This is a genomic window from Inquilinus sp. Marseille-Q2685, assembly GCF_916619195.1.
Lineage (GTDB): Bacteria > Pseudomonadota > Alphaproteobacteria > DSM-16000 > Inquilinaceae > Inquilinus.
In genome coordinates this window covers 41555-65755 of the sequence record NZ_CAKAKL010000013.1, presented here as the reverse complement: position 1 = coordinate 65755, position 24201 = coordinate 41555, and the positions used below count along the sequence as shown (strand labels likewise).

Below are 24201 nucleotides of genomic sequence, written 5' to 3'. Positions count from 1 at the left end.
TCCGGTTGCTGTGAATATTGAAAGGCGACTGGCGTGATTTCCCTCCGTCGAAGTGAATCCGATTCACTTTTCTGCAGGACGATTGTCTTGATTTGGGCGAAGGGCTTGGCCTGCCTGGCGGCGGCTCTGGCCCTGCACCTGGTGGCAGCGCCGGCTTCGGCCGCGACGCCGGCGGAGCTGACGCAGAAGCATCTCTATGCCGGCGCGGTCGCCGAGGGCGAGAAGGCCCTGGCGGCGGTCCTGGCGAAGACGCCGGACGATGCCGAGGCGATCGCCGGGCTCGGCCTGATCCGCCTGGCCAAGGCGACCGAGCGGTTCAGCCAGGCGCTGTACCGCTACGGCTTCCGGCCGCCGGAAGACCCGATGATGACGGTGCCGCTGCTGACCATGCCGGTGCCGCCGAACCCGAACCCGGAGGTGATCCGCTACGAGGACGCCCGCGCCATCCTGCAGGCGCTGGTCGACGACCTCGACGCGGTCGACCGCACGCTGCAGCCGCTGGGCGACCGGCCGGTGAAGCTGCCCATGGCCATGGGCCGGGTGAAGCTCGACCTCGCCGGCAAGGGCCGGGGCCAGGCCACGCTCTACGACGTGTACAGCGCCGTGCTGCTGGGCGGGCAGGGCGATCCGGCCAATGCCGGCAAGCTGGTGATCACCTTCGACACCGGCGACGTGCTGTGGCTGCGCGCCTACACCCATGTGTTGCGCGCCGGCGCCGAGTTCCTGCTGGCGCGCGACTGGCACCGCAGCTTCGACGCCGCCGCGCATCTCCTGTTCCCGAAGCCGGATTCGCCGCTGGCCGCGGCGCTGACCCTGCCGGTCGAGGGCCTGTTCACCGGGGCGGAAGACGGGCGGATCGCCGACGCCATCGCCTGGATCCACCTGCTGAACTGGCCGGTGGCGGAGGCCGACCGGCTGCCGCGGGCGCGTGAGCATCTGCTGGCCGCGGCGAAGCTCAGCCGCGAGATGTGGGCGTCGATCCGGGCCGAGACCGACGACGACCGCGAATGGCTGCCGAACGCGAAGCAGGCAAGCCTGATCCCCGGCATGACGATCACCGACGATCGCATCGAGTCCTGGCTCGCGCTGATGGTGGAATCCGAGGCGATCCTGAACGGCGACAAGCTGCTGCCGCATTGGCGCTTCGACCAGGGCTTCAACCTGCGCCGCCTGCTGGAGTCGCCGCAGCCCTTCGACCTGGTGCTGCTGCTGACCGGCACCGACATGGTGCCCTATCTCGAGGACGGCCCGGTCAGCGACCGCTCGTTCTGGGAGCAGGCGACCGAGGCCTTCGAGGGCGAGTTCATCAGCTTCGCGGTCTGGATCAACTGACCCGGTTCGGCTTAGCGGGGCGTCTGTCTATTTATTGTCATGCCCGGGCTTGACCCGGGCATCCAGAGATGTCGAAGCCGCTCCGGGTGGCCCTGGATTGCCGGGTCAAGCCTGGCAATGACAGGAAAATCGGAGGCCCGACGTGGCTCAGCCTCTTCATCCAGTTGCCCGGGCTCAGTGCGTCAGGATGTTGACCAGCCGGCCGAACGGGTCGCGGACATAGAAGCGGCGCACGCCCCAGGGCTCGTCGGCCGGGCCGTATTCGATCGCCAGGCCCATCGCCACCGCCTTGCGGTGCACCGCATCGACGTCGTCGACCTCGATCGAGATGTCCGGCACCGGCGTGCCGGATCCGCCCTCGCTCATCACGCTGAGCTGCGGCGTCATCGTCCCGTCGGCGGTGAAGGTCAGGATCCAGCCCATGTCCATGGCCAGATGCAGGCCCAGCAGGTCGCCGTAGAAGGCCTGCGCCCGGCCGACGTCGCCGGTGGCGATGTTGGTGACGATCCGTTTGACGGCCATGGGGTTCCTCCGACGGTCCTGGGACACTGGCCTCACCCTGCCACGACAGGCCGCCGTCCCTCCAGCAGGTCGCGCCGGCGGGCCAGGGCGGCGGCCATGAATTCGGTGAAGGCGCTGACCCGGGCGGTGCGTCGCAGGTCCTCGTGGGTCAGCACCCACAGCGCCGCGCCTTCGGGCACGGTCGGCGTGGCGATGCGCACCAGCCCCTCGGACGTGTCGCCGAGATAGCAGGGCAGGGCGGCCAGGCCGATCCCGGCAAGGGCCGCGTTGCGGATCTCGACCAGCGAATCCGTGCGCAGCGCGATCGCCGCGTCCGGCAGCGCCTGGCGCATCCAGCGGGCGACGGCGGTGCCGGCCAGGCTGTCGTCCGGCGCCACCCAGGGATGGGCCGCCGGGTCGGCCGCTCCCGCCCGTACTGCCGGGTGGCTCGCGGCGGCGTAGGCGGCAAAGGCGATGCCGGCGACACGGCGGCCGACGAGCGTCTCCGGCGGGTCCAGCACCGGCCGGACGGCGACGTCGGCGTCGCGCCGAGTCAGGTTCGCCATCAGGTTGGCGGGGGTCACCTCCAGCACGATGCCGGGATGCAGCTCGCGGAACTGGGCCAGCAGCGGCGGCAGCAGCGAGGCCGTCAGCGTGTCGGCCGGCGCCATCCGCAGCGTGCCTTCCAGCCGCAGGTCCTGGCCGGCCAGGCGGCGCTCCAGCGCCTCGACCGTCGCCGCCATGCCGCGGGCCGCCGCCGCCAGCTCCTCGCCGCCCGCGGTCAGGGCATAGCCCCCGGGCAGCCGGTCGAACAGCCGCAGGCCCAGCCGCTGCTCGAAGCCGCCGATCCGGCGCAGTACCGTGGTGTGGTTGACGCCCAGCCGCCGGGCGGCGCCCGCCAGCGACCCGGCCTCGGCCACCGCCAGCACGGTGTGCAGGTCCTCCCAATCCAGCCGGCTGTCCATGGATCATCCTGTGCATAGATGCAGATGATCGCTGCAGTATCACAGATCGAACTGCGTCAGTGCACCCTTCATCTTCTCTCCAGCGGCGGGGCTGGCCCGCCTTGGAGAGACGATGATGACCCCGATCCAGCTCTACACCTGGCAGACGCCGAACGGGCACAAGGCCTCGATCATGCTCGAGGAGACCGGCCTGCCCTATGAGGTGCACGCCGTCGACATCGAGCGCGGCGAACAGCGCGAGCCCGCCTTCCTGGCGCTGAACCCGAACAACAAGATCCCGGTGATCACCGACCCGGACCGCGGCCGCACCGTGTTCGAGAGCGGCGCGATCCTGACCTATCTCGCCGAGCGCTCCGGCAAGCTGCTGCCGGCCGATGCGGGGGAGCGGCTGACGGCGCTGCAATGGACCCTGTTCCAGGCCGCCCATCTCGGACCCACGCTCGGCCAGCTCTGGAACTACAAGATCTTCGCCGCGGAGAAGATCCCGTATGTCATCGGCCGCTTCGAGGCCGAGGCGGCACGGGTGTTCCGGGTGCTGGACGGCACGCTCGGCCGGCGCAGCCACCTGGCGGGCGAGGCCTACGGTATCGCCGACATCATGAGCTGGCCCTGGATCCATGCCGGGCTGGTCCATATCGGCCTCGACCTCGATTCCAGCCCCAATCTGCGCCGCTGGTACGAGGCGATCGCCGCCCGGCCCGCCGTGCAGCGCGGCCTGCGCGTGCCTGTCCTGGCCAGCCGTGATTGACCGGACGCCCGGTCGGAGAAGCCGCCATGGAAACCCTGTTCGTCCCGATCTCGCTGCTCGCCGGCGGGTTGCTCGCGGTCCAGGCCGGCGCCAACGCCCAGCTGGCCGCGGCGACCGGCAGCCCCTTCGCCGCCACCACGCTGCAGCTCTCGGTCGGCACCGCGATCCTGCTGGCCGCGGCGCTCCTCACCGGCACGGTCTCGGCCCTGGCCGCCCTGCCGGGCGTGGTCTGGTGGCACGCGGTCGGCGGCGTCGCCAGCGCCGTCTACGTGGTCTCGACCATCCTCTTGTTCCCGCGGCTCGGCGCCGTGGTCAGCGTCGGCCTGTTCATCGCCGGCCAGATGCTGGCCTCGCTGGCGCTCGACGGCTTCGGCCTGCTCGGCGTGCCGGCGGCGGGCTTCGCCCCGGCAGCCCTGGCGGGAACCGCGCTGGTGCTGGCCGGCGCGGCGGCGATCGTGCTCGGCCAGCCCGGCGGCAGCTGCGTCCCGGCCCTGTCGCGGGCCGGCTGGATCCTGCTGGCGCTCGCCGCCGGCGCCGTGCTGCCGGCGCAGGGCGCTGTCAACGCCCTCCTGCGCCGCGATCTCGGCGCGCCCTTCGCCGTCGGCGCCGTCAGCTTCCTGGTGGCGACCGCGGCGATGGCGGCGGTGTTGCTGCTGGCGCTCGCCCTGCCGCGCCAGCCGCGGCCGAGCCTCGACGGCGTCGCGGCGATGCCGTGGTGGGGCTGGCTCGGCGGCGTCGCCGGCGCCACCTACGTCACCACCGTCTTCACCGCGATGCCGGTGATCGGCGCCGCCGCCGCGGTCGGGCTGACCGTCGCCGGCCAGCAGGTCGCCTCGGTCTTCGTCGACCGCCACGGCTGGTTCCGCCTGCCGCGGCGCCCGGTCTCGGCCCTGCGCCTGGCCGGGGTGGCGGTGCTGCTGGCCGGCGTCGCCGTGATCAAGCTGGGCTGAGGGAGGCGGCGATGTCGAACTCCCTCGCCTGGGCGATGCTGGTCCTGTCCGGCATCGCCGACGTGGTCTGGGCCGTGACCACGAAATACTCCGACGGCTACAGCCGGCTCGGCTGGACCTCGGCCTCGGTGGTGGCCCTGGTCATCTTCCTCGGCCTGCTGACCCAGGCGCTGAAGGTGCTGCCGCTCGGCACCGCCTATGCGGTCTGGACCGGGATCGGCGCGGTCGGGTCGGTGGCCGCCGGGCTGCTGCTGTTCGGCGAGGCGCTCAGCGGCGCCCGCCTCGCCGCGATCCTCGCCATCCTCGGCGGCGTGGTCGCGCTCAAGCTGCTGCCGGCCTAGGGACGCCCGAGTTGGCCCGCCGACTGCCGCAGCGTCTCGGCCAGCGCCCGGGCCGGCTCGGACGAGCCCGCGGTGCAGACCACGAACTCGACCTCCGGCAGCGGCGGCAGCCCGTCCTCCGGCCCGGCGATCCGCAGCCCCGGCCCGATCGCGCTCAGCGGCAGGGGCGTGACCGCCAGCCCGGCCAGGGCGGCGGCGCGGACGCCGGCGACGCTGGGGCTGACATAGGCGATCCGCCAGGGCCGCCTGGCCCCGGCCAGCCCCGCCAGCGCCGCTTCGCGGTACGGGCAGGGCTCCGGGAAGAAGGCGAGGGGGATCGGGTCGGGCAGCACGGTCATATCGGCGGCGGCGACCCAGGCCAGGGGCTCGCGCCACAGCGTCCAGCCGCGGCCGTCGCCATGACAGCGGCTGCACAGGATCAGGTCCAGCCGGCCGCCGTCCAGCGCCTGGAACAGCGCGGTGGCGATGCCGACCTCGACCTCGATCCGCACCGCCGGATGCTGCGTCCCGAAGCGGCGCAGCACCTCCGGCAGGCCGGAGCCGGCGACATCCTCCGACGCGCCGATCCGGATCCGCCCGGCCAGCGACGACGCGGCCAGGCTGGCCCGGGCGTCCTGGTTCAGCCGCAGGATGCCGCGGGCATAGCCCAGCAGGGTCTCGCCGGCCTCGGTCAGCGCCACCGACCGGGTGCTGCGCCGCAGCAGCGGCCGCCCGGCCTGGTCCTCCAGGCGGCGGATCTGGGCGCTCACCGTCGACTGGGTGAGGTGGAGGTGCTCCGCGGCCCGGGTGAAGCCCTGCAGCTCCGCCACCGCCACGAAGCTGCGCAGCAGCTCGGTCTCGAACATGATGTCAATATATCGCGGTTCGCCATCAATGACATGGGATCTATTCGTTTATCCTCTGAACGGCGAGCCGCTAGCCTGACTCCAGTCACGCACAAGGAGAATCGCCATGGCACGGCTGCTCTATGTCGAAGCGTCGCCCCGCAAGCAGCGCTCGGCCTCGATCGAGGTCGCGCAGGCCTTCCTAGCCGCCTACCGGGCGGCCCATCCCGCCGACGAGATCGAGACGCTGGATCTCTGGGCCGCCGACCTGCCGGAATTCGACGGCGCGGCGATGGAGGCGAAATACGCCGGTCTCTCCGGCACGCCGCTGACCGCGGCGCAGGAGACGGCCTGGCGCCGGATCCGGGAGCTGGCGCAGCCCTTCCACGCGGCCGACAGGCTGCTCTTCGCCGTGCCGCTGTGGAACTTCGGCATCCCGTACAAGCTGAAGCACCTGATCGACGTCGTGTCGCAGAAGGACGTGCTCTTCTCCTTCACCGAGCAGGGCTTCTCCGGTCTGCTGCCGGACCGGAAGGCGGCGGTGATCTATGCCCGCGGGCTCGACTACGGCCCCTCGGCCTTCACCCCCGCCGCCGGCTTCGACTTCCAGCGGCCCTATATGGAGATGTGGCTGCGCTTCATCGGCGTCACCGACATCGCCGCGATCACGGTCGAGAAGACCCTGTTCGGGCCGGAGGTGGACACGAAGGCCCGGGCCGAGGCGAAGATCTGGGCGGAGGAGGTGGCGAGGACCTTCTGAGGCGGCCGGCCCGTCTGTAGGATGGGCCGCAACCACGGGAGGGTGCCATGGCGGCGGAGCAGCAGGTCGCACGGCATTACAGCCGCAGCGGCATCGAGCAGGCGTTCCTCGAAGCGCTGCGGGCCGTCGGCAAGGATGTCGGCCATCTCTCGCCGGGCGACCTGTCCGGCGCCGACGAGTTCCATCTCGGCGGCCCTGCGGCGACGGCGGAGCTGGCACGAAATCTCGGCCTCGGGCCGGACCTGCATCTGCTCGATGTCGGCTGCGGCATCGGCGGCCCGGCCCGGCATGTCGCAGCGACATATGGCTGCCGGGTCACCGGCATCGACCTGACGGCGGAGTTCGTCGAGGCGGCCGAGGCCCTGACCCGGCGCTGCGGCCTGGCTGGCCTGGTGTCGTTCCGCCAGGGCAGCGCGCTGGCCATGCCCTTCCTGGACGGCGGCTTCGACGCCGCCACGCTGATCCATGTCGGCATGAACATCGCCGACAAGGCGGCGCTGTTCGCCGAGATGAAGCGGGTGCTGAAGCCCGGCGGGCGCTTCGGCGTCTACGACGTGATGCGGATCGGGGAAGGCGAGTTGCCCTACCCAATGCCCTGGGCGGCGACGCCGGAGACCAGCTTCGTCGAGCCGCCGGAGACCTATCGACGGTTGCTCGGGCAGGCCGGCTTCGCGATCGAGGCGGAGCACGACCGCCGCGACCTGGCGCTGCGCCTCGGCCGTGAGATGAGGGAGAGGGCGGCGGTCCGCGGGCCGTCGCCGCTCGGCCCTCATCTGCTGATGGGGCCGACGGCGCCGCAGCGCGTCGGCAACGTCACAGCCGCGATCGAGCGCGGCTTGGTCGCCCCGATCGAGATCATCGCCCGCGCTGGCTGAGTTCGGCGCCGGCAGCGTTCGCCGTCATTGCGAGGAGGCGAAGCCGACGAAGCAATCCAGGGGCCGTTGCGAGCGGCCCTGGATTGCTTCGCTGCGCTCGCAATGACGACTTTTGGATAGCGCAGAAGCTTCCGATATGATTTCATAATGAAATCATTTTGTGATCGGAGCGTGCCGTGGCCTCGTCTGCCCCCGCCCTGGAGCTCGGGCGCTGGCTGCCCTACCGGATGTTCGTGGTCGCGGGCCGGGTGGCGGAGCTGCTGGAGAGCTTCTACGGCCCGCGCTGGGGCATGGGGCTGCCGGCCTGGCGCATCCTGGCGGTGGTGGCCGACCGGCCGGGCGTCAGCGCGCGGGAGATCGCGCGGGCCTGCGGCCTCGACGCGGTCGCGGTCAGCCGCGGCATCGGCCAGCTCGCCGCCCTCGGCTTCGCCCGGCGCGAGGCCGGGGCGCAGGACCGGCGCTACGCCTCGGTGACCCTCACGGCCGAAGGGGAGGCCGCCTTCGCCGAGATCGCGGCGCTGGCGCGGGCGATCGAGGCCCGGCTGCTGGCGGCGCTGCCGGAGGAGGAGCGGGCGGCGCTCGACCGCGCCCTCGACCGGCTCGACACCGCCAGCGGCAAGATCGCGGGCGCCGGCTGGCGCGCGCTGCTGGCTGACGCCCGGGCCGAGGGGCTGGGCCGGTGACCGCGATCCTGTTCCTGGCCACGGCACTGCTCTGGGGCGGCGGGGCGCTGGCCACCGCGCTGCAGGCGGGGCCGGTGGCGGCCACCGTCTCGGTCGGCTACCGCATGGCCGCGGCCGGCCTCCTGATGCTGGCCCTCGGCGCCGCCACCGGCACGCGGCTGCGCCTGGCCCGCGCCGACCTGCCCTGGGTGCTGCTGCAGGGCGTGCTGTTCTTCGGCCTCGCCTTCATCGCCTTCTACAACGCCACGCGGCTGATCCCGAGCGGCCTGGCGGCGCTGGTGCTGTCGCTCTCCGCCGTCTTCGCCGGGCTGCTCGGCCGCGTCTTCCTCGGCACGGCGCTGACGCCGCGGCTGTGGGCCGGGCTCGGCTGCGGCGTGCTCGGCCTCGCCATCGTCTTCGCCGGCGACCTCGGCGCGGTGGCGGCGGACGGGCGCAGCCTGGCTGGATTCGCCTGGGCGGCGCTGGCGGCCCTGGCCACCGCCGGCGGCACCATCCTCGGCGCCCGCAACCAGAAGCGCGGCGTGCCGATCCCGGCGGTGATGGGCTGGGGCGCGCTGACCGGGGCGGCGGCGGCCTTCGCCTGGTCGGCCGCTTCCGGGTCGTCCTTCGCGATCGACACCTCGCCGCGCTATCTCGGCAGCCTGGCCTATCTCGCCGTCGCCGCCTCCTGCGTCACCTTCCTGATGTATTTCGACCTGGTCCGCCGCATCGGCCCGGCCCGCACTGCCTACACCCTGGCTCTGGTGCCGGTGGTCGCGCTGGCGCTGTCGGCCGGCTTCGAAGGCCTCGCCCTCGGCCCCAGCCTGCTGCTCGGCGCCGCCGCGATCCTGTGCGGCAACGTGCTGGTGCTGCGCGGCTAGCCCCGCAGCGCGGGATCGGCGCGCAGCCCTTCCGCCAGGAAATCCACCAGCGCCCGCACACGGGCGGAGGCGCGGCGGCCCTCCTGGTGCACGACATGGATCGGGATCGGCGGCGGCTCGAACTCCTCCATCAGCACCACCAGCTCCCCGGCCCGGATCGCCGCGGCCGCCTGGTAGGACATCACCCGGGTCACGCCGCGCCCCGCCACCGCCGCCGCCACCGCGACATCGGCGTGGTTCACGATCAGCCGCGCCCGCGGGGTGATCGTCTCGGTCCGGCTGACCGCCCCGGTCCGGCCGCCGCCGTGATGGAAGGTCCACTCGCGGGGCGTCGACCCCTGGAAGAACGGGATCGTCTCGTGCTCCGCCAGCTCGGCCGGGCTGCGCGGCGCGCCATGCGCCGCCAGATAGGCGGGTGAGGCGCAGACCACCCGCCGCACCGAGCCGACGCGGACGGCGCTGAGGCCGGAATCCGGCAGCTCGGCGATGCGCACGGCGACGTCGTAGCCCTCCTCGGCCAGGTGCACGATGCGGTCGATGAAGAAGCTGCGCACCACCAGCCCCGGATAGCGGCCGGCGACCTCGAACAGCACCGGCGCCACATGCAGCCGGCCGAACAGCACCGGCGCGGTGACCCCGACCGGCCCGCGCGGCTCGGCATGCAGCCCGGCCGCCGCGGCCTCGGCCTCCTCGATCTCGGCCAGGATGCGGCGGCAATCCTCCAGGAAGCGCGTCCCGGCCTCGGTCAGCCGCACGATCCGCGTGGTCCGGTGCAGCAGCCGGGCGCCGATCCGCTCCTCCACCGCCGCCACGGCGCGGGTCACGGCTGGCGGCGACAGGGCCAGGCGCCGGGCCGCCGGGGCGAAGCCGCCGGCCTCGGCCACGGCGACGAAGATGCGCATGCTGTCCAGCCGGTCCATCGGATTATTCCGCTGATTGAAATGGTGATCTGTCAAGTGCGCGCATTCTCCATAAATCGGGGAATGGGCATCTTGGTGGTGTCAATTCTCCATGAAAGGCCGCCGCCATGCCTGCCCCTGCCCAGCCCATCCGTCTCTACCGCTTCGGCCTGTCCGGCCATTCCCACCGGGTCGAGCTGTTCCTGTCGCTGCTGGGCCTCCCCTTCGAGGCGATCGACGTCGACCTGCCGGGTGGCGAGCACAAGACCCCCGCCTTCCTGGCACGCAGCCCCTTCGGCCAGGTGCCGGCGATCGAGGACGGCGATGTCGCGCTGGCCGACAGCAACGCCATCCTGGTCTATCTCGCCGGCCGCTATGACGAGGCCGGGCGCTGGCTGCCGCGCGACCCGCTGGCCGCGGCCGAGGTGCAGCGCTGGCTGTCCGTCGCCGCCGGCTTCCTGGCCTATGGCCCGGCGGCGGCGCGGCTGGTCCCCGTGTTCAAGGCGCAGGTGGACCATGAGCGCGCCAAGGCGATCGCTGCCCGCCTCTATGGGGTGATGGAGGCGCATCTGGCCCGGGGCGGCTTTCTGGCCGGGCCGCAGCCGACCATCGCCGACATCGCGAATTACACCTACACCGCGGTGGCGCCCGAGGGCGGCGTCTCGCTGCAGCCCTATCCCAACATCCGCGCTTGGCTCGCCCGGATCGAGGCGCTGCCCGGCTTCGTCCCGATGCCGCGCAGCGCCGTGGCTGCGTAAACCGCCAGGCCGGGCCTCCCCTTCACCCGAAATCGCCGGCGCGATTTCGACCTCTTCCCAAGGAGCGGTGACAAGGCGCCGCTCCGATCCCCTCTCCTCGGGGAGAGGGAGGGGCCCGACGCCGAAGGCGACGGGAGGGTGAGGGGGCTGGGTCCGTCCGATCAGCACTGCCTCTCCTGAGGTGCATCATGTCCGATACCGCCACATCCGCGCCGGCGCCGCTCCCCGGCTGGCCGCATGACGAGCCGCCCTTCCATCCGGGCGAGGTGGCCGCCCAGGCCAAGGCCGGGGTGCGCGAGCGCATGGCGTCGGCCGGACGCCGGGCGATCCGCGGCATCATGCCGGACCAGCACCGCGACTTCTTCGCCATGCTGCCCTTCGTCGTGGTCGGCAGCCTCGACCGGCAGGGCCGGCCCTGGGCCTCGATCCTGTCCGGTCGGCCGGGCTTCCTCTGCTCGCCCGACCCGCGCACCCTGACCGTCGCCGCGCGGCCGGCCTATGGCGACCCGCTGGGCGACAACCTGGCCGCCGGAGCGCCCATCGGGCTGCTCGGCATCCAGCTGGAGACGCGGCGGCGCAACCGGATGAACGGCACCGTCACCGACCGGGCCGACGGCCGCTTCGCCGTCACGGTCGGGCAGAGCTTCGGCAACTGCCCGCAATACATCCAGGCGCGCAGGCCGAGCTTCGTCGCCGAACCGGACAGCCTGGGCGAGCCGCGGCCGGTCCATGCCGAGGGGCCTGTGCTGTCGCCGCGGGCGGCGGCCTTGGTGGCGGCGGCCGACACCTTCTTTATCGCCACCCGCTCCGCCGACGCCGGGGAGGGCGAGGCGCCGAGCGAAGGCGTCGACGTCTCGCATCGCGGCGGCCGGCCCGGCTTCGTCCGGGTGGCGGAGGAGGGCGGGCGGACGGTGCTGACCGCGCCGGACTTCGTCGGCAACTTCTACTTCAACACCTTCGGCAACATCGAGGCCGACCCCCGCGCCGGCCTGGTCTTCGTCGATTTCGACACGGGCGGCGTGCTGCTGCTGACCGGCACCGCGGAGGTGGTGTGGGACGGGCCGGAGGTCGCGGCCTTCGCCGGGGCGGAGCGGCTGCTGCGCGTCCGCGTGGAGGAGGGGCGGTGGATCGAGGACGCGGTGCCGCTGCGCTGGTCGGCGCCGGAGCAGGCGCCGCAACTCGCCGCCACCGGCACCTGGGAGGAGGCCGGCCGGGCGGCCGCGGCGGAAGCCGCGCGCAACACGCTGCGCCCCTTCGCCGTGACCCGGATCGTGGAGGAGAGCGCGACCATCCGCTCCTTTGTCCTGGAGCCGGCGGACGGCGGCAGCGTCGTCGGCCACCGGCCCGGCCAGTTCCTCCCGATCGCGCTCGATATCCCCGGGCGGGACCGGCCGGTGAGGCGCACCTATACCCTGTCCGACGCGCCGGACGGCCGGACCTACCGGATCAGCGTCAAGCGCGAGACCGGGCGGGACGGCACGCCCGGCCTGGCCAGCCATTGGCTGCACGACCATGTCCGGGTCGGCGACACGATCCGCGCTTTGGCGCCGCGCGGCGACTTCGTGCTCGACGCCAACGGCCGCCGGCCGGTGCTGCTGCTCTCGGCCGGCGTCGGGGTGACGCCGATGATCGCGATGCTGAACCACCTCGTCGGCCGCAACCCGGACCGGCTGCGCCATCCCGGCCGCGGCCTCTGGTTCGTCCACGCCGCGCGCGACGGGGCCGAGCACGCCTTCGGCACCCATCTCCGAGCCCTGGCGGCGCGGGCGCCGACCCTGACCGTCCATGTCCGCTACAGCCGGCCGCGGCCGCAGGACGTCCAGGGCCGCGATTACGACGATGCCGGCCATATCGACGCAGCACTGCTGCGCCGGCTGCTGCCGCTCGACGACTACGACGTCTATCTCTGCGGCCCGGCCGGCTTCATGCAGGCGATGCGCGAGGTCCTGGCCGGCCTCGGCGTGCGGCCGGAGCGGATCCGCAGCGAAGCCTTCGCCGCGGGATCGGCCGCGCCGGAGGAGGCGGTGGCGTTGCCGCCCGCCGTGACCACCGCCGAGGTCGAGTTCCGCGCCTCCGCCCGCACCGCCGGCTGGGACCCGTCCAAGGGCTCGCTGCTCGACCTCGCCGAAGCGGCCGGGATCGAGGCGCCGTGGAGCTGCCGCTCCGGCCTCTGCGGCACCTGCGCCGCGCGGGTCGCGGAAGGCGCCGTGACCTATGCCGAACCGCCCGCCGGCGCCCCCCGCCCGGGCGAGGCGCTGGTCTGCTGCGCCGTGCCCGCCAGCGGACGGGTGGTGCTGGAGCTGTAGAGCAGGCATTCCTCTCGGATCCGGAACCAAATCCTGCCTCATGCGTTCGATCGGTCCTGTGGGGTGGGGGAGCGCTTCGGCGCATCGGCATGTCGTTCGGACAAGGGCTCGGCGGGTTGAAGAGCAGGACCGTGGTCTGGCTGACCACGGGCATCGGCGGCTTTCTGGCCGCGGGTGTGGCCCTGGTCATGACCATCGCCTCCTACCGCACGGACCAGCCGGTGCCGAAGCTGCCGCTCGGCGCGCCGATCGAAGCCGGGGAGTGGCGCTTCGTGCCGCTGTCGGCGCGGATCGCCACCACCACCACCCCCGACGGGCGGAAGGTCCGGGACGGCCAGAAGGCCCTGGTGGTGGAGATGGAGCTGACCAATCGCACCGCCGCCTCCAGCAACAGCTTCGCCCGCCTGCTGACCCTGGATCCGTCGATCGGAGCCGAGGACCGGCCGACCTACATGCTGCTGCGCGACCAGGACCTGCTGTGGGAGGTGCATCCGGACATGACGGAGCGGGTGGCGGCGGTCTGGACGTTGCCGCAGGGCGCGGCGGTGCCGCCGGTGCTGACCTTCGCGGTCCACACCTCGGACTACAAGCGGCGCGACAATCTCTGGGGCCATTCCGGCTGGTACAACCCGCATGTGCTCGGCACCCTCGACATGCCCGTCCAGGGGCCGGATCCGGCATGATGCGATGGCTCGGCCGTCTGGCGGCCCTGCTGGTCGCCGCCGTGCTGCTGCTGGCGATGCAGTGGACCACGCCTCTGTATGACGAGATGATCGCGTCGATCCCGGCCCGTGGGCAGATCGGCGACACGGTCGCGGCGCGGAAGTTCACGATCCGGATCGAGACCATCCAGTTCGCGCGGCAGCTTCGGTTCGAGGCCTATGGCAAGGAGGAGGTCCGCGACACCTCCGGCCTCTGGGCGGTCGTCACCGCGACGCTGGCCGCGCGGTCCGAGACCACCATGGTGAACGACGCCTATTGGGAAGGGCCGGCGGGGCTGCTCTATTCCCACAGCAACCGGCTGTCCGGCGTCCGGCCGCTGCTGACCGACGCCCTGCTGCAGCCCGGTCTGCCGCGGCGCGGCTGGTTCATCTTCGAGATCCGCGAGGACCAGGCCCGCGGCGCCACGTTCGTGGCCCCGAACCCCGGCCTCAACCCGCTCGATTCCGTCGTCCGCGTCGCACTCGGCGCCGGCAGCGGCGGCGCGGCGCTGCCGATCCTCGACAGCCTGGACCTCAACCGCACGCCGGGAGCGATGGAATGACGGCGGCCGAGCAGCCGGGCGAGGACACCACCCTCGTTCCGACCGACAGCGGCGAGCGGCGCTGGCGCCGCCTCAGCCTCGGGGCGCTGCTGGTGGCGGTGCCCGTCCCCTTCGTCTTGTCCGCCAGGGGCGACCTGGAGGAGTGGTGGCAGGGCCAGGAGCTGTTCGAGCAGCCGGTGCCCGCCGGATCCGAGACCCGCTTCGCCGGGGCCGACTGGCGGCTGGAAACCGTCGAGGTCCTGCCGCTGAAGCAGTCGGGATGGCCGCGCCGGCAGGGGCAGGGCACGCCCGTCCGCGTCCGCTTCGCCGTGACCGTGCGCGACCCCGGCATCGACGTGCTGTGGCGGCGCTGCCGGGCGTCGCTGCAGGACGATCAGGGCCGGCGCTGGTCGGCCGGCAGCTTTGGCGGCCCGCGGTCGACCGAGGGCACCATGACCTGCGGCGCCGCGACGCTGGAGCCGCGGGCGCCCGGCACGGTGCTGCGGATCGAGCAGGACTTCACCGTCCCGCATGATCTGGCCGGAGCGGTGGAGCCGACCGTCAGCATGGACGGCGAGCGGCCGTCCTATCTGCGCTTCCGGCGCGGCGGCTGAGCCCTACGCCTTCGCTTCGGCCTCGGCCTCCGGCTCGGCCGGCGCCTGCGACCGGGCGAAGGCGATCTCCAGCACCGCGGCGATCAGGCAGATGCGCAGCGGCTCGACCAGGATGCCGGGCGTGGTGCCGGACGGGCTGCCGAGCAGCAGGGCCAGAGCGTCGCCCAGCACCTGCCAGAGGTCGAGCGGATGCGGTCCGATCACATGCGTCGCGCCGATCCACAGCCAGTCGGCCGCCCATTCCAGCCCGCGCCAGCCGAGGATGAAGGTCAGCAGGAGAAAAAGGTCGGCGTGCAGCACCAGCCGGATGCTGTTGGCGATCGGCAGGTAGCGGCTGCGATAGCCGTCGATGAAATGGCCGATGAAGTCGCGGACGAACTTCGGCAGGGCGGCGTAGCGGCTGCCGATGCGCTCCAGCCGCCGGTGCCGCATCCAGCCGGGGTCGCTGCCCAGGTCGTGGCCGTAGATCAGCGCCGCCAGCACCAGCCAGATCAGCGGCAGCAGGGCATAGAAGAACAGGCCGGTGGCGACGGTCGTCGGGTCGAGCGGCGCCTGCTCGATCGGCCCGGCGGCGAAGGCGGTGGAGATCGGGCTCAGCACCGCCTGCCAGATGCGGTTGAGCCACTCCCACGCGGCGCCGCTGGCCACCCAGGCGATGGCTTCGTCCTTCCACTGCGACAGCACGAACAGGCCGATGAAGACCCAGTTGGTCTCGCACAGCACGATCAGCAGCTTCCAGATCGGGGCGTCGGTGCGGTCGCGCAGCGCCTTGAACAGCCGGCGCAGGATCCAGGTGCCGACGACGGAGACCACGAGCCAGCGGGCGCCGATGGCGTCGAGGACTTTGACGCTCTCGCCGAAGGGGGCGAGGTTCAGCGACAGCATCGAGTATTCGCGGATGGTTTCGCGAAGGAAGCCCCAGGCCGCGTAATAGGCGAAGAACGGCACCAGCGCGACGGTCAGGGTGGTGGCGAAGCCGGTCAGCCGCTGCCGGCGTGTCGGTGCCGCCGGGACCGCCGCGGCGGCGGCCTCGGGATCGGGCCCGGTGATCGGCACCGCCGTCCCGGCCGACAGGGCCTGGGCGGCGGCGACGGCCGGCAGCGCCGGCCGCATGACCAGGAAGCCCATGACGGTCACCACCAGCTTGACCAGCACCACCACCGCCAGAGCGGCGAGGCCGAGCGAGCTGTCGGCGAAGCCGATATGCACCGACAGCAGCAGCAGCTGGTCGTTCAGCAGGATCCCGATCAGCACCAGCAGCGTCAGCTGGGGCCAGAAGCGCCACCACAGCTTCCCGGTCAGCACCAGCGGTGCCAGCAACTCGCGATGCATTCCGTCCCCACCCCGCGCCTGCGGCGCGACCCCACACCGTTGCAACGGGCACAGTAACGCGCGACCTGCGTCTTTGTGCCCCATCCGGGCCGCGATCGCGGCTCGACGGACCCGCGCCGTCCGGCCGTGTAGCACGGCGGGAGGGGAGGCGCCGGATGTAAGGGGGTCGATCCATGGATGCTCGCGTCGAGGACCGACAGCGGCCGGGCGAGGAGAAGAGGCCGGGCCCGGCGCGACGGCGGGGGCGGCTGGTCTGGGGGACTCTCGGCCTTGCCGCCGCGGCGCTGATCGCATTCGCCACCTGGCGCGTGGTCACCGCCCCCGGCACGCCCGCGCCGGCCCGCGGCGGCCGCTTCGCCGACGCCGCGCCGCAGCCGGTCGGGGTCGTCACGGTCGGCCGCGGCGACATCCGCATCACCCTCGACGCGCTCGGCACCGTCACCCCGCTGGCCACCGTCACGGTCAAGCCGCAGATCGCCGGCCAGCTGACCGAGGTCGGCTTCCAGGAAGGGCAGACGGTGAAGCAGGGCGACTTCCTGGCCCAGATCGACCCGCGCCCCTACCAGGTGGCGCTGGAGCAGGACCAGGGCCAGCTGGCCCGCGACCAGGCGGCGCTGGCCCAGGCGCAGAGCGACCTGGCGCGCGACCAGCAGATGCTGAAGCAGAACGCCGTCTCGCGGCAGCAGGTCGACGACCAGGCCTTCCTGGTGCAGCAGGACCAGGGCACGATCCAGTCCGACCAGGCGCAGATCGACGCCCAGAAGCTGAACCTCGCCTACGCCCGCATCGTCTCGCCGGTCGACGGCCGGGTCGGGCTGCGCCAGGTCGACCCCGGCAACTACGTCCAGGTCGGGGACGCGCTGGTCATCGTCACCCAGCTGCACCCGATCTCGGTGGTGTTCTCGCTGCCGGAGGACGCCCTGCCGCAGATCCAGGCCCGGCTGCGCGCCGGCGCCAGCCTGCCGGTGATCGCCTTCGACCGCTCCGGCACCACCCAGATCGCCGCCGGCACGCTGTCGACGCTCGACAACCAGATCGACACCACCACCGGCACGGTGAAGCTGCGCGCCGGCTTCGACAATGCCGACGAGACTCTGTTCCCGAACCAGTTCGTCAACGCCCGGCTGCTGGTCGACACGCGGCAGGACGTCGTCACCGTCCCGGTCGCAGCGGTCCAGCACGGCGCGCCCGGCGCCTTCGTCTACCTGGTCGGCGCCGGCGACACGGTCGCGGTAAGGCCGATCAAGACCGGTCCGTCGGATGGCGGCATGGTCGCGGTCGAGGACGGGCTGCAGCCCGGCGACCGGGTGGTGGTCGACGGCACCGACCGCCTGCGCGACGGCGCCCATGTCACGGTCGCCGGTGGCGACGGGGCAGGGCAGGGCGCCGCACCCGCCGCCCCGGCGGACGGCCAGGCGGGCCAGCAGCGCCATCGCCAAGGCCCCGGGGAGGGCGGCGGCCAGCACCGCCGCCGCAACAACCAGGGCCAGCAGCCGCCGGCGAATCCATGAGTGCGCGACTGCGAGAGCGGAACCGGCTGCCCTCGGTCGGCGGCTTGCACCGAGCCTTGCCTTTTACTCTCCCCCTCCCCTTGCGGGAGGGGTAGAGGGGGTGTCGATCGAAGAGAGCTGGTCCGTCCCAATTTAGAGACGTTGAGGGGCTGCGATGATCCTTCGGCGTCGTCTCCTCCGGCGCCAAACCCCTCCCCCTACCCCCTCCCGCAAGGGGAGGGGAGGATGAAACGGCCAAAGCTGGCCCCTCGGCCGAAGCCCGGCCATGAACCCCTCCCGTCCGTTCATCCTGCGGCCGGTCGGCACCTCGCTGCTGATGGCGGCGATCCTCCTGGTCGGCGCCGTGGCCTACCGCTTCCTGCCGCTGTCGACCCTGCCGGAGGTCGACTACCCGACCATCCAGGTGCAGACCTTCTATCCGGGGGCGAGCCCGGAGGTGATGACCTCCTCCGTCACCGCGCCGCTGGAGAAGCAGTTCGGCCAGATGCCGGGGCTGAACCAGATGACCTCGGCCAGCTCGGCCGGCGCCTCGGTCATCACCCTGCAGTTCGACCTCGACCTCGGCCTCGACGTGGCGGAGCAGGAGGTGCAGGCCGCGATCAACGCCGCCGGCAACCTGCTGCCGGGCGACCTGCCGGCGCCGCCGATCTACGCCAAGGTCAACCCGGCCGACGCGCCGATCCTGTCGCTGGCCGTGACCTCGAAGACCATCCCGCTGACCGACCTGCAGAACCTAGTCGACACCCGCCTGGCGCAGAAGATCTCGCAGCAGCCCGGCGTCGGCCTGGTCAGCCTCGGCGGCGGCGCCCGGCCGGCGGTGCGCATCCAGGTGAACCCGCAGGCGCTGGCCGCCTACGGCCTCGCCATCGACGACATCCGCACCACGCTGGGCAACGTCAACATCAACACGCCGAAGGGCAATTTCGACGGGCCGGCCCGGTCGTCGACGATCAACGCCAACGACCAGATCACCCGGGCGCAGGACTACAACGACGTCGTCGTCGCCTACCGCAACGGCGCGCCGATCCGCCTGTCCGACGTCGCCACCGTGGTCAGCGGGCCGGAGAACGGCAAGCTCGCCGCCTGGGCGAACTCGACGCCGGCGATCATCGTCAACATCCAGCGCCAGCCCGGCGCCAACGTGATCGCGGTGGTCGACGGCATCAAGGCGATCCTGCCGCAGCTCGAGGCCGGCCTGCCGGCGGCCGCCGAGGTCGCGGTGCTCAGCGACCGCACCGTCACCATCCGCGCCTCGGTCGCCGATGTCGGCTTCGAGCTGATGCTGGCCGTCGCCCTGGTGGTGATGGTGATCTTCCTGTTCCTGCGCACCGCGGCGGCCACCATCATCCCCAGCCTGTCGGTGCCGCTGTCGCTGGTCGGCACCCTGGCGGCAATGTATCTGCTGGGATTCAGCCTCGACAACCTGTCGCTGATGGCGCTGACCATCGCCACCGGCTTCGTCGTCGACGACGCGATCGTGATGATCGAGAACATCGCCCGCTTCGTCGAGGCGGGCGAGCCGCCGCTGCAGGCGGCGCTGAAGGGGGCCGAGCAGATCGGCTTCACCATTATCTCGCTGACCGTGTCGCTGATCGCCGTGCTGATCCCGCTCTTGTTCATGGGCGAGGTGGTGGGCCGGCTGTTCCATGAGTTCGCGGTCACGCTGGCCGTCACCATCGTGATCTCGGCGGTGGTGTCGCTGACCCTGGTGCCGATGATGTGTGCCAGGCTGCTGCGCCACCGGCCGCAGGCCGAGCGCGGCCGCTTCGACCGCGGCGCCGAGCGCGCCTTCGGCTGGATCATCGGGCAGTACGGCCGGGCCCTCGGCTGGGTGCTGGACCATCAGCCCCTGACGCTGCTGGTGGCGGTGGCCACGCTGGCGCTGACCCTGGCGCTCTATGTCGTCATTCCCAAGGGCTTCTTCCCGGCGCAGGACACCGGGATGATCCAGGGCATCTCCGAGGCGGCGCAGACCGTCTCCTACGGCGAGATGGCGAAGCACCAGTCGGCCCTGGCCGAAGCGATCCTGAAGGACCCCGATGTCGAGAGCCTGAGCTCCTTCATCGGCGTCGACGGCACCAACACCACGCTGAACAGCGGCCGCTTCCTGATCACGCTGAAGCCGCTGGGCCAGCGCACCGCCGATGCCGGCGCGGTGATCGATCGGCTGCGCGGCGAGACGGCGGGCGTGCCCGGCATCACCCTCTACCTGCAGCCGGTGCAGGACCTGACGATCGATTCCACCGTCAGCCGCACCCAGTACCAGTTCGTGCTGCAGAACGCCGATCTCGACCAGTTCCAGGAGTGGGTGCCGAAGCTGATGCAGCGGCTGCAGCAGGTGCCGGAGATCGCCGACATCGCCAGCGACTACCTGCAGCAGGGCCTCGCCGTCGACCTGGTGATCGACCGCGCCACCGCCGCCCGCTTCGGCATCACCCCGGCCACGGTCGACAACGCGCTCTACGACGCCTTCGGCCAGCGCATCGTCTCGACCATCTACACCCAGGCCAACCAGTACCGCGTGATCCTGGAGGCCGCGCCGTCGCTGCAGCAGTCGCTGGACGGGCTGAAGGCGCTGTACCTGCCATCCTCGACATCCTCGAGCGGTCAGGTGCCGCTGTCGGCCATCGTCAAGGTCGAGCAGCGGGCCGGGCCGCTGCAGATCACCCATCTCGGCCAGTTCCCGGCGACGCTGATCTCCTTCAACCTGGCGCCGGGATCCTCGCTCGGCGCCGCGGTTGACGCCATCCAGAAGGCGGAGCAGGAGGTCGGCCTGCCCGACAGCTTCGTCACCGCCTTCCAGGGCTCGGCCGCCGCCTTCCAGTCCTCGCTGGCGAACGAGGCGCTGCTGATCCTCGCGGCCATCGCGACGATGTATATCGTGCTGGGCGTGCTCTACGAGAGCTTCATCCACCCGGTCACGATCCTGTCGACCCTGCCGTCCGCCGGGCTCGGCGCGCTGCTGGCGCTGATGGCGGCGGGGGACGGGCTGGATGTGATCGGGATCATCGGCATCATCCTGCTGATCGGCATCGTCAAGAAGAACGCGATCATGATGATCGACTTCGCGCTGCAGGCGGAGCGCGAGGAGGGCAGGCCGCCGCGCGAGGCCATCTTCCAGGCCTGCCTCTTGCGCTTCCGGCCGATCCTGATGACCACCATGGCGGCGCTGCTGGGCGCCCTGCCGCTGATGCTCGGCACCGGCATGGGGTCGGAGTTGCGCCGGCCGCTCGGCGTCGCCATCGTCGGCGGCCTGGTCGTGAGTCAGCTGCTGACCCTGTTCACCACCCCGGTGATCTACCTGGCCTTCGACCGGCTGGCCCGGCGCCTCACCGGCCGCCGCCCGCGGTCGCGTTTCACCGAGGGGGAGGAGGGGGCGTGAACCTCTCCGCCCCCTTCATCGCCCGGCCGGTGGCGACGACGCTGCTGACGCTGGGTATCGTCCTGGCCGGCTTCCTCGCCTATCTGAAGCTGCCGGTGTCGCCGCTGCCGCAGGTCGACTTCCCGACCATCTCGGTCTCGGCCTCGCTGCCCGGGGCGAGCCCGGAGACGGTGGCGGCCACGGTGGCGAGCCCGCTGGAGCGGCATCTCGGCGCCATCGCCGACGTCACCCAGATGACCTCGCGCAGCTCGGTCGGCCAGGCCAGCATCACCCTGCAGTTCGGCCTGGACCGCGACATCGACGGCGCCGCGCGGGATGTGCAGGCCGCGATCAACGCCGCCCGGGCCGACCTGCCGGCGGCGCTGCGCAGCAACCCGACCTACCGCAAGGTCAACCCGTCCGACGCGCCGGTGCTGATCCTGGCGCTGACCTCGCCGACCCTGACTCGCGGCCAGATCTACGACGCCGCCAGCAACGTGCTGCAGCAGCGCCTGTCGCAGATCGAGGGCATCGGCCAGGTCACCCTGGGCGGCGCCGCCCTGCCGGCGGTGCGGGTCGAGCTGAACCCGCAGGCCCTGGCGCAATACGGCATCGGGCTGGAGGATGTCCGCGCCGCCCTCGCCGCGGCCAACGCCAACAGCCCGAAGGGGGCGATCGAGGAGGCCGGGCGGCATTTCCAGATCTATGCCAACGACCAGGCGAGCCGGGCCGAGGACTACAAGCCGCTGGTGATCGCCGCCCGCAACGGCGCCACGGTGCGGCTGTCCGACATCGCCGACGTCGAGGATTCGGTCGAGGACCTGCGCAACGCCGGCCTGGCCGACGGCAAGCCGGCCGTGCTGGTGCTGCTGTTCCGCGAGCCCGGGGCGAACATCATCGACACGGTCGACCGGGTGAAGGCCGAGCTGCCGCATCTGCGCGCGGCGATGCCGCGGGACATCGAGATCACCCCGGCCGCCGATCGCACCGGCACCATCCGCGCCTCGCTCGACGACACCCAGCTCACCCTGGTGATCTCGGTCCTGCTGGTGATGCTGGTGGTGTTCGCCTTCCTGCGCGACCCGCGGGCCGCGATCATCCCGGCGGTGGCGGTGCCGGTCTCGATCATCGGCACCTTCGGCGCGATGTACCTGGTCGGCTACAGCCTCGACAACCTGTCGCTGATGGCGCTGACCATCGCCGCCGGCTTCGTCGTCGACGACGCCATCGTGGTGCTGGAGAACATCGCCCGCCATGTCGAAGCCGGCATGCCGCGGCGCCAGGCGGCTTTGCGCGGCGCGCGCGAGGTCGGCTTCACCGTGCTGTCGATCAGCATCTCGCTGGTCGCGGTGTTCCTGCCGATTCTGCTGATGGGCGGGCTGGTCGGCCGCATCTTCCGGGAGTTCGCCCTGACCCTGTCGATCGCCATCGCCGTGTCGATGGCGATCTCGCTGACCACCACGCCGATGCTGTGCGCCCTGCTGCTGCGCCGCCGGCCGCGCCGGGCCGGGCGCGGGCCCGGCCCGCTGGCCCGGGTGATGCGGGTCTATGAGCGCAGCCTGGTCTGGGCGCTGCGCCACAGCGGCGTCGTCATCCTGGTGCTGTTCGGCGCGGTCTGCCTCAACATCGCGCTGTTCGCGATCATCCCGAAGGGCTTCTTCCCGCAGCAGAGCACCGGCCGGCTGATCGGCGGCATCGTCGCGGACCAGAGCATCTCGTTCCAGTCGATGCAGCGGAAGCTGGCGCAGCTGATGGACATCGTCCGCGCCGACCCGGCGGTGGACAGCGTGGTCGGCTTCACCGGCGGCGGCGGCGGCCGGTCGCAGACCAACACCGGCCAGGTCTTCGTCACGCTGAAGCCGCAATCCGACAGCGGCGCCAGCGACGACGACGTGATCGCCCGGCTGCGCGACAAGCTGGCCGCGGTGCCCGGCGGCCGGCTGTTCCTGGTCTCGGCCCAGGACATCCGCGCCGGCGGGCGGCAGAGCAACGCCGCCTACCAGTACACGCTGCAATCGGATTCCTCGGCGGAGCTGCAGGAATGGGGCCCGAAGCTGCTGCTGGCGTTGCAGGCCAGCCCGGTGCTGGCCGACGTCAACTCCGACCAGCAGCAGAAGGGGCTGGAGACCGACATCGTCATCGACCGCGACACCGCCTCGCGGCTCGGCATCACGCCGCAGCAGATCGACAACACGCTGTACGACGCCTTCGGCCAGCGCCAGGTCTCGACCATCTACAGCGCCATCAACCAGTACCACGTGGTGATGGAGGTGGCGCCGCAATACTGGCAGAGCCCGGAGACGCTGAAGGACCTGTACATCAGCACCTCGGGCGGCAGCGCCGGCGGCACCGCCAGCACCAACGCGCCGGCCAGCGCCACCGGCACCGGCGCCGCCAGCCTGGCGGCGCAGTCGGCCGCCAACGCCGCCACCAATGCGCTCGCCAATGCCGGGCGCAGGGGCACCTCCAGCGGCGCCGCGGTCAGCACGACGGCGGAGACGATGGTGCCGCTGGCGGCGATCAGCCATGTCGGCCCCGGCAACACGCCGCTGTCGGTCAACCACCAGGGCCTGTTCGCGGCGACGACGATCTCGTTCAACCTGGCGCCGGGCCGGTCGCTCAGCGACGCCGCGGCGGCGGTGCAGCAGGCGATGGTCGCGCTGCACATGCCGGCCACCATCCATGGCAGCTTCCAGGGGACGGCCCAGGTGTTCCAGAGCTCGCTCAGCAACGAGCCGATCCTGATCCTGGCGGCGCTGGCCGCGGTCTACATCGTGCTCGGTATCCTGTACGAGAGCACGATCCACCCGATCACCATCCTTTCGACCCTGCCCTCGGCGGGCGTGGGCGCGGTGCTGGCGCTGATGCTGTTCGACACCGAGTTCAGCCTGATCGCGATGATCGGCGTCATCCTCCTGATCGGCATCGTCAAGAAGAACGCGATCATGATGATCGACTTCGCGCTGGAGGCGGAGCGCAGCCGCGGCCTGGCCCCGCGCGAGGCGATCCTGCAGGCCGGCCTGCTGCGCTTCCGGCCGATCCTGATGACGACGATGGCGGCGATCTTCGGGGCGGTGCCGCTGGCGGTCGGCTTCGGCGCCGGCAGCGAGCTGCGCCAGCCGCTCGGCATCGCCATCGTCGGCGGGCTGATCGTGAGCCAGGTGCTGACGCTCTACACCACCCCGGTGCTGTACCTGGTGCTCGATCGTTTCCGGCACTGGGCGCGGGGACGATGGGCGCAAGCGTTCCCGCGCCTGGCGGGACCTGCGTCGGGGGCGGAGTAGAGGGGCGCCTATGCACGTGCATCTGGATCCATCGATGGGAGCCATCTGGATCTA

21 protein-coding genes are annotated in these 24201 nt (G+C 71.9%); 16 read left to right on the top strand and 5 right to left on the bottom strand.

Features of this window, described 5'->3' with window-relative positions; translation table 11 throughout:
- The first annotated feature begins 87 nt into the window (after window positions 1-87).
- A complete protein-coding gene (locus tag LG391_RS32795; protein ID WP_225773061.1) occupies window positions 88-1332 on the top strand; it encodes a hypothetical protein in 1245 nt (414 codons plus the stop codon).
- 174 nt (window positions 1333-1506) lie between these two features.
- Here LG391_RS32795 and LG391_RS32790 read toward each other — a convergent pair whose 3' ends face one another.
- Together LG391_RS32790 and LG391_RS32785 are read right to left on the bottom strand one after the other, a co-directional pair.
- Window positions 1507-1854 carry a VOC family protein gene (locus LG391_RS32790; RefSeq protein WP_225773058.1) on the bottom strand — a complete coding sequence of 116 codons (348 nt, stop codon included), beginning with the start codon at window positions 1852-1854 and terminating at the stop codon, window positions 1507-1509.
- 32 nt (window positions 1855-1886) lie between these two features.
- Window positions 1887-2798, bottom strand: coding sequence for a LysR family transcriptional regulator (locus tag LG391_RS32785; protein ID WP_225773057.1), 912 nt, complete (start codon window positions 2796-2798; stop codon window positions 1887-1889).
- A gap of 112 nt (window positions 2799-2910) precedes the next feature.
- Here LG391_RS32785 and LG391_RS32780 point away from each other — a divergent pair, with 112 nt between their 5' ends.
- The 3 genes from LG391_RS32780 to LG391_RS32770 are packed head-to-tail and all read left to right on the top strand — an operon-like array spanning window position 2911 to window position 4837.
- On the top strand, window positions 2911-3546 hold the full coding sequence (locus tag LG391_RS32780) for a glutathione S-transferase family protein (RefSeq protein ID WP_225773055.1): 636 nt from the start codon (window positions 2911-2913) through the stop codon (window positions 3544-3546).
- A gap of 26 nt (window positions 3547-3572) precedes the next feature.
- The gene (locus tag LG391_RS32775) at window positions 3573-4496 is read left to right on the top strand and encodes a DMT family transporter (RefSeq protein WP_225773053.1); all 924 of its coding nucleotides are present in this window, start codon (window positions 3573-3575) and stop codon (window positions 4494-4496) included.
- 11 nt (window positions 4497-4507) lie between these two features.
- The gene (locus tag LG391_RS32770; protein WP_225773051.1) at window positions 4508-4837 is read left to right on the top strand and encodes a multidrug efflux SMR transporter; all 330 of its coding nucleotides are present in this window, start codon (window positions 4508-4510) and stop codon (window positions 4835-4837) included.
- On the opposite strand, the gene LG391_RS32765 is transcribed toward LG391_RS32770, so the two are convergent.
- A complete protein-coding gene (locus LG391_RS32765) occupies window positions 4834-5682 on the bottom strand; it encodes a LysR substrate-binding domain-containing protein (RefSeq protein WP_225773049.1) in 849 nt (282 codons plus the stop codon). The genes LG391_RS32770 and LG391_RS32765 overlap by 4 nt on opposite strands.
- A 106-nt stretch (window positions 5683-5788) precedes the next feature.
- On the opposite strand from LG391_RS32765, the gene LG391_RS32760 reads away from it, so the two are divergent.
- The 4 genes from LG391_RS32760 to LG391_RS32745 all read left to right on the top strand — a co-directional run bounded on the left by LG391_RS32760 (window position 5789) and on the right by LG391_RS32745 (window position 8839).
- The gene (locus LG391_RS32760; protein WP_225773047.1) at window positions 5789-6421 is read left to right on the top strand and encodes an FMN-dependent NADH-azoreductase; all 633 of its coding nucleotides are present in this window, start codon (window positions 5789-5791) and stop codon (window positions 6419-6421) included.
- A 47-nt stretch (window positions 6422-6468) separates the two neighbouring features.
- Window positions 6469-7296: a cyclopropane-fatty-acyl-phospholipid synthase family protein gene (locus tag LG391_RS32755; protein ID WP_225773046.1), complete on the top strand. Its 828-nt coding sequence runs from the start codon at window positions 6469-6471 to the stop codon at window positions 7294-7296.
- A 176-nt stretch (window positions 7297-7472) separates the two neighbouring features.
- On the top strand, window positions 7473-7979 hold the full coding sequence (locus LG391_RS32750) for a MarR family winged helix-turn-helix transcriptional regulator (RefSeq protein WP_225773044.1): 507 nt from the start codon (window positions 7473-7475) through the stop codon (window positions 7977-7979).
- On the top strand, window positions 7976-8839 hold the full coding sequence (locus LG391_RS32745) for a DMT family transporter (RefSeq protein WP_225773043.1): 864 nt from the start codon (window positions 7976-7978) through the stop codon (window positions 8837-8839). The genes LG391_RS32750 and LG391_RS32745 overlap by 4 nt, the downstream gene beginning before the upstream one ends.
- Here LG391_RS32745 and LG391_RS32740 read toward each other — a convergent pair.
- A complete protein-coding gene (locus tag LG391_RS32740) occupies window positions 8836-9759 on the bottom strand; it encodes a LysR family transcriptional regulator (protein ID WP_225773041.1) in 924 nt (307 codons plus the stop codon). The genes LG391_RS32745 and LG391_RS32740 overlap by 4 nt on opposite strands.
- A gap of 107 nt (window positions 9760-9866) precedes the next feature.
- On the opposite strand from LG391_RS32740, the gene LG391_RS32735 reads away from it, so the two are divergent.
- The 5 genes from LG391_RS32735 to LG391_RS32715 all read left to right on the top strand — a co-directional run bounded on the left by LG391_RS32735 (window position 9867) and on the right by LG391_RS32715 (window position 14659).
- Window positions 9867-10496, top strand: coding sequence for a glutathione S-transferase family protein (locus LG391_RS32735; protein ID WP_225773038.1), 630 nt, complete (start codon window positions 9867-9869; stop codon window positions 10494-10496).
- A 188-nt stretch (window positions 10497-10684) separates the two neighbouring features.
- Window positions 10685-12802 carry a pyridoxamine 5'-phosphate oxidase family protein gene (locus LG391_RS32730; RefSeq protein ID WP_225773037.1) on the top strand — a complete coding sequence of 706 codons (2118 nt, stop codon included), beginning with the start codon at window positions 10685-10687 and terminating at the stop codon, window positions 12800-12802.
- Window positions 12803-12891: 89 nt separating this feature from the next.
- Window positions 12892-13485 carry a hypothetical protein gene (locus tag LG391_RS32725; protein WP_225773035.1) on the top strand — a complete coding sequence of 198 codons (594 nt, stop codon included), beginning with the start codon at window positions 12892-12894 and terminating at the stop codon, window positions 13483-13485.
- Window positions 13482-14066: a hypothetical protein gene (locus LG391_RS32720; RefSeq protein WP_225773033.1), complete on the top strand. Its 585-nt coding sequence runs from the start codon at window positions 13482-13484 to the stop codon at window positions 14064-14066. The genes LG391_RS32725 and LG391_RS32720 overlap by 4 nt, the downstream gene beginning before the upstream one ends.
- Window positions 14063-14659: a hypothetical protein gene (locus LG391_RS32715; RefSeq protein ID WP_225773031.1), complete on the top strand. Its 597-nt coding sequence runs from the start codon at window positions 14063-14065 to the stop codon at window positions 14657-14659. The genes LG391_RS32720 and LG391_RS32715 overlap by 4 nt, the downstream gene beginning before the upstream one ends.
- 3 nt (window positions 14660-14662) lie before the next feature.
- On the opposite strand, the gene LG391_RS32710 is transcribed toward LG391_RS32715, so the two are convergent.
- Window positions 14663-15991, bottom strand: a complete 1329-nt coding sequence (locus LG391_RS32710; protein WP_225773029.1) for a hypothetical protein — start codon at window positions 15989-15991, stop codon at window positions 14663-14665.
- Between the two features lie 173 nt (window positions 15992-16164).
- Between LG391_RS32710 and LG391_RS32705 the strand changes: the two genes are divergently transcribed.
- The 3 genes from LG391_RS32705 (at window position 16165) to LG391_RS32695 (ending at window position 24147) form a co-directional block, all read left to right on the top strand.
- On the top strand, window positions 16165-17502 hold the full coding sequence (locus LG391_RS32705; protein ID WP_225773028.1) for an MdtA/MuxA family multidrug efflux RND transporter periplasmic adaptor subunit: 1338 nt from the start codon (window positions 16165-16167) through the stop codon (window positions 17500-17502).
- Between the two features lie 265 nt (window positions 17503-17767).
- Complete coding sequence (locus tag LG391_RS32700; protein WP_225773026.1) at window positions 17768-20884, top strand: MdtB/MuxB family multidrug efflux RND transporter permease subunit; 3117 nt, start codon at window positions 17768-17770, stop codon at window positions 20882-20884.
- Window positions 20881-24147, top strand: coding sequence for an efflux RND transporter permease subunit (locus tag LG391_RS32695; protein WP_225773024.1), 3267 nt, complete (start codon window positions 20881-20883; stop codon window positions 24145-24147). The genes LG391_RS32700 and LG391_RS32695 overlap by 4 nt, the downstream gene beginning before the upstream one ends.
- The last annotated feature ends 54 nt before the right edge of the window (window positions 24148-24201 follow it).

Excerpts from the sequence above, each read along its gene's own strand:
- LG391_RS32790 (WP_225773058.1), bottom strand. The coding sequence starts at position 1,854 with ATGGCCGTCAAACGGATCGTCACCAACATCGCCACCGGCGACGTCGGC.
- LG391_RS32785 (WP_225773057.1), bottom strand. The coding sequence starts at position 2,798 with ATGGACAGCCGGCTGGATTGGGAGGACCTGCACACCGTGCTGGCGGTG.
- LG391_RS32780 (WP_225773055.1), top strand. The coding sequence starts at position 2,911 with ATGATGACCCCGATCCAGCTCTACACCTGGCAGACGCCGAACGGGCAC.
- LG391_RS32775 (WP_225773053.1), top strand. The coding sequence starts at position 3,573 with ATGGAAACCCTGTTCGTCCCGATCTCGCTGCTCGCCGGCGGGTTGCTC.
- LG391_RS32770 (WP_225773051.1), top strand. The coding sequence starts at position 4,508 with ATGTCGAACTCCCTCGCCTGGGCGATGCTGGTCCTGTCCGGCATCGCC.
- LG391_RS32765 (WP_225773049.1), bottom strand. The coding sequence starts at position 5,682 with ATGTTCGAGACCGAGCTGCTGCGCAGCTTCGTGGCGGTGGCGGAGCTG.
- LG391_RS32760 (WP_225773047.1), top strand. The coding sequence starts at position 5,789 with ATGGCACGGCTGCTCTATGTCGAAGCGTCGCCCCGCAAGCAGCGCTCG.
- LG391_RS32755 (WP_225773046.1), top strand. The coding sequence starts at position 6,469 with ATGGCGGCGGAGCAGCAGGTCGCACGGCATTACAGCCGCAGCGGCATC.
- LG391_RS32740 (WP_225773041.1), bottom strand. The coding sequence starts at position 9,759 with ATGGACCGGCTGGACAGCATGCGCATCTTCGTCGCCGTGGCCGAGGCC.
- LG391_RS32735 (WP_225773038.1), top strand. The coding sequence starts at position 9,867 with ATGCCTGCCCCTGCCCAGCCCATCCGTCTCTACCGCTTCGGCCTGTCC.
- LG391_RS32730 (WP_225773037.1), top strand. The coding sequence starts at position 10,685 with ATGTCCGATACCGCCACATCCGCGCCGGCGCCGCTCCCCGGCTGGCCG.
- LG391_RS32725 (WP_225773035.1), top strand. The coding sequence starts at position 12,892 with ATGTCGTTCGGACAAGGGCTCGGCGGGTTGAAGAGCAGGACCGTGGTC.
- LG391_RS32720 (WP_225773033.1), top strand. The coding sequence starts at position 13,482 with ATGATGCGATGGCTCGGCCGTCTGGCGGCCCTGCTGGTCGCCGCCGTG.
- LG391_RS32715 (WP_225773031.1), top strand. The coding sequence starts at position 14,063 with ATGACGGCGGCCGAGCAGCCGGGCGAGGACACCACCCTCGTTCCGACC.
- LG391_RS32710 (WP_225773029.1), bottom strand. The coding sequence starts at position 15,991 with ATGCATCGCGAGTTGCTGGCACCGCTGGTGCTGACCGGGAAGCTGTGG.
- LG391_RS32705 (WP_225773028.1), top strand. The coding sequence starts at position 16,165 with ATGGATGCTCGCGTCGAGGACCGACAGCGGCCGGGCGAGGAGAAGAGG.
- LG391_RS32700 (WP_225773026.1), top strand. The coding sequence starts at position 17,768 with ATGAACCCCTCCCGTCCGTTCATCCTGCGGCCGGTCGGCACCTCGCTG.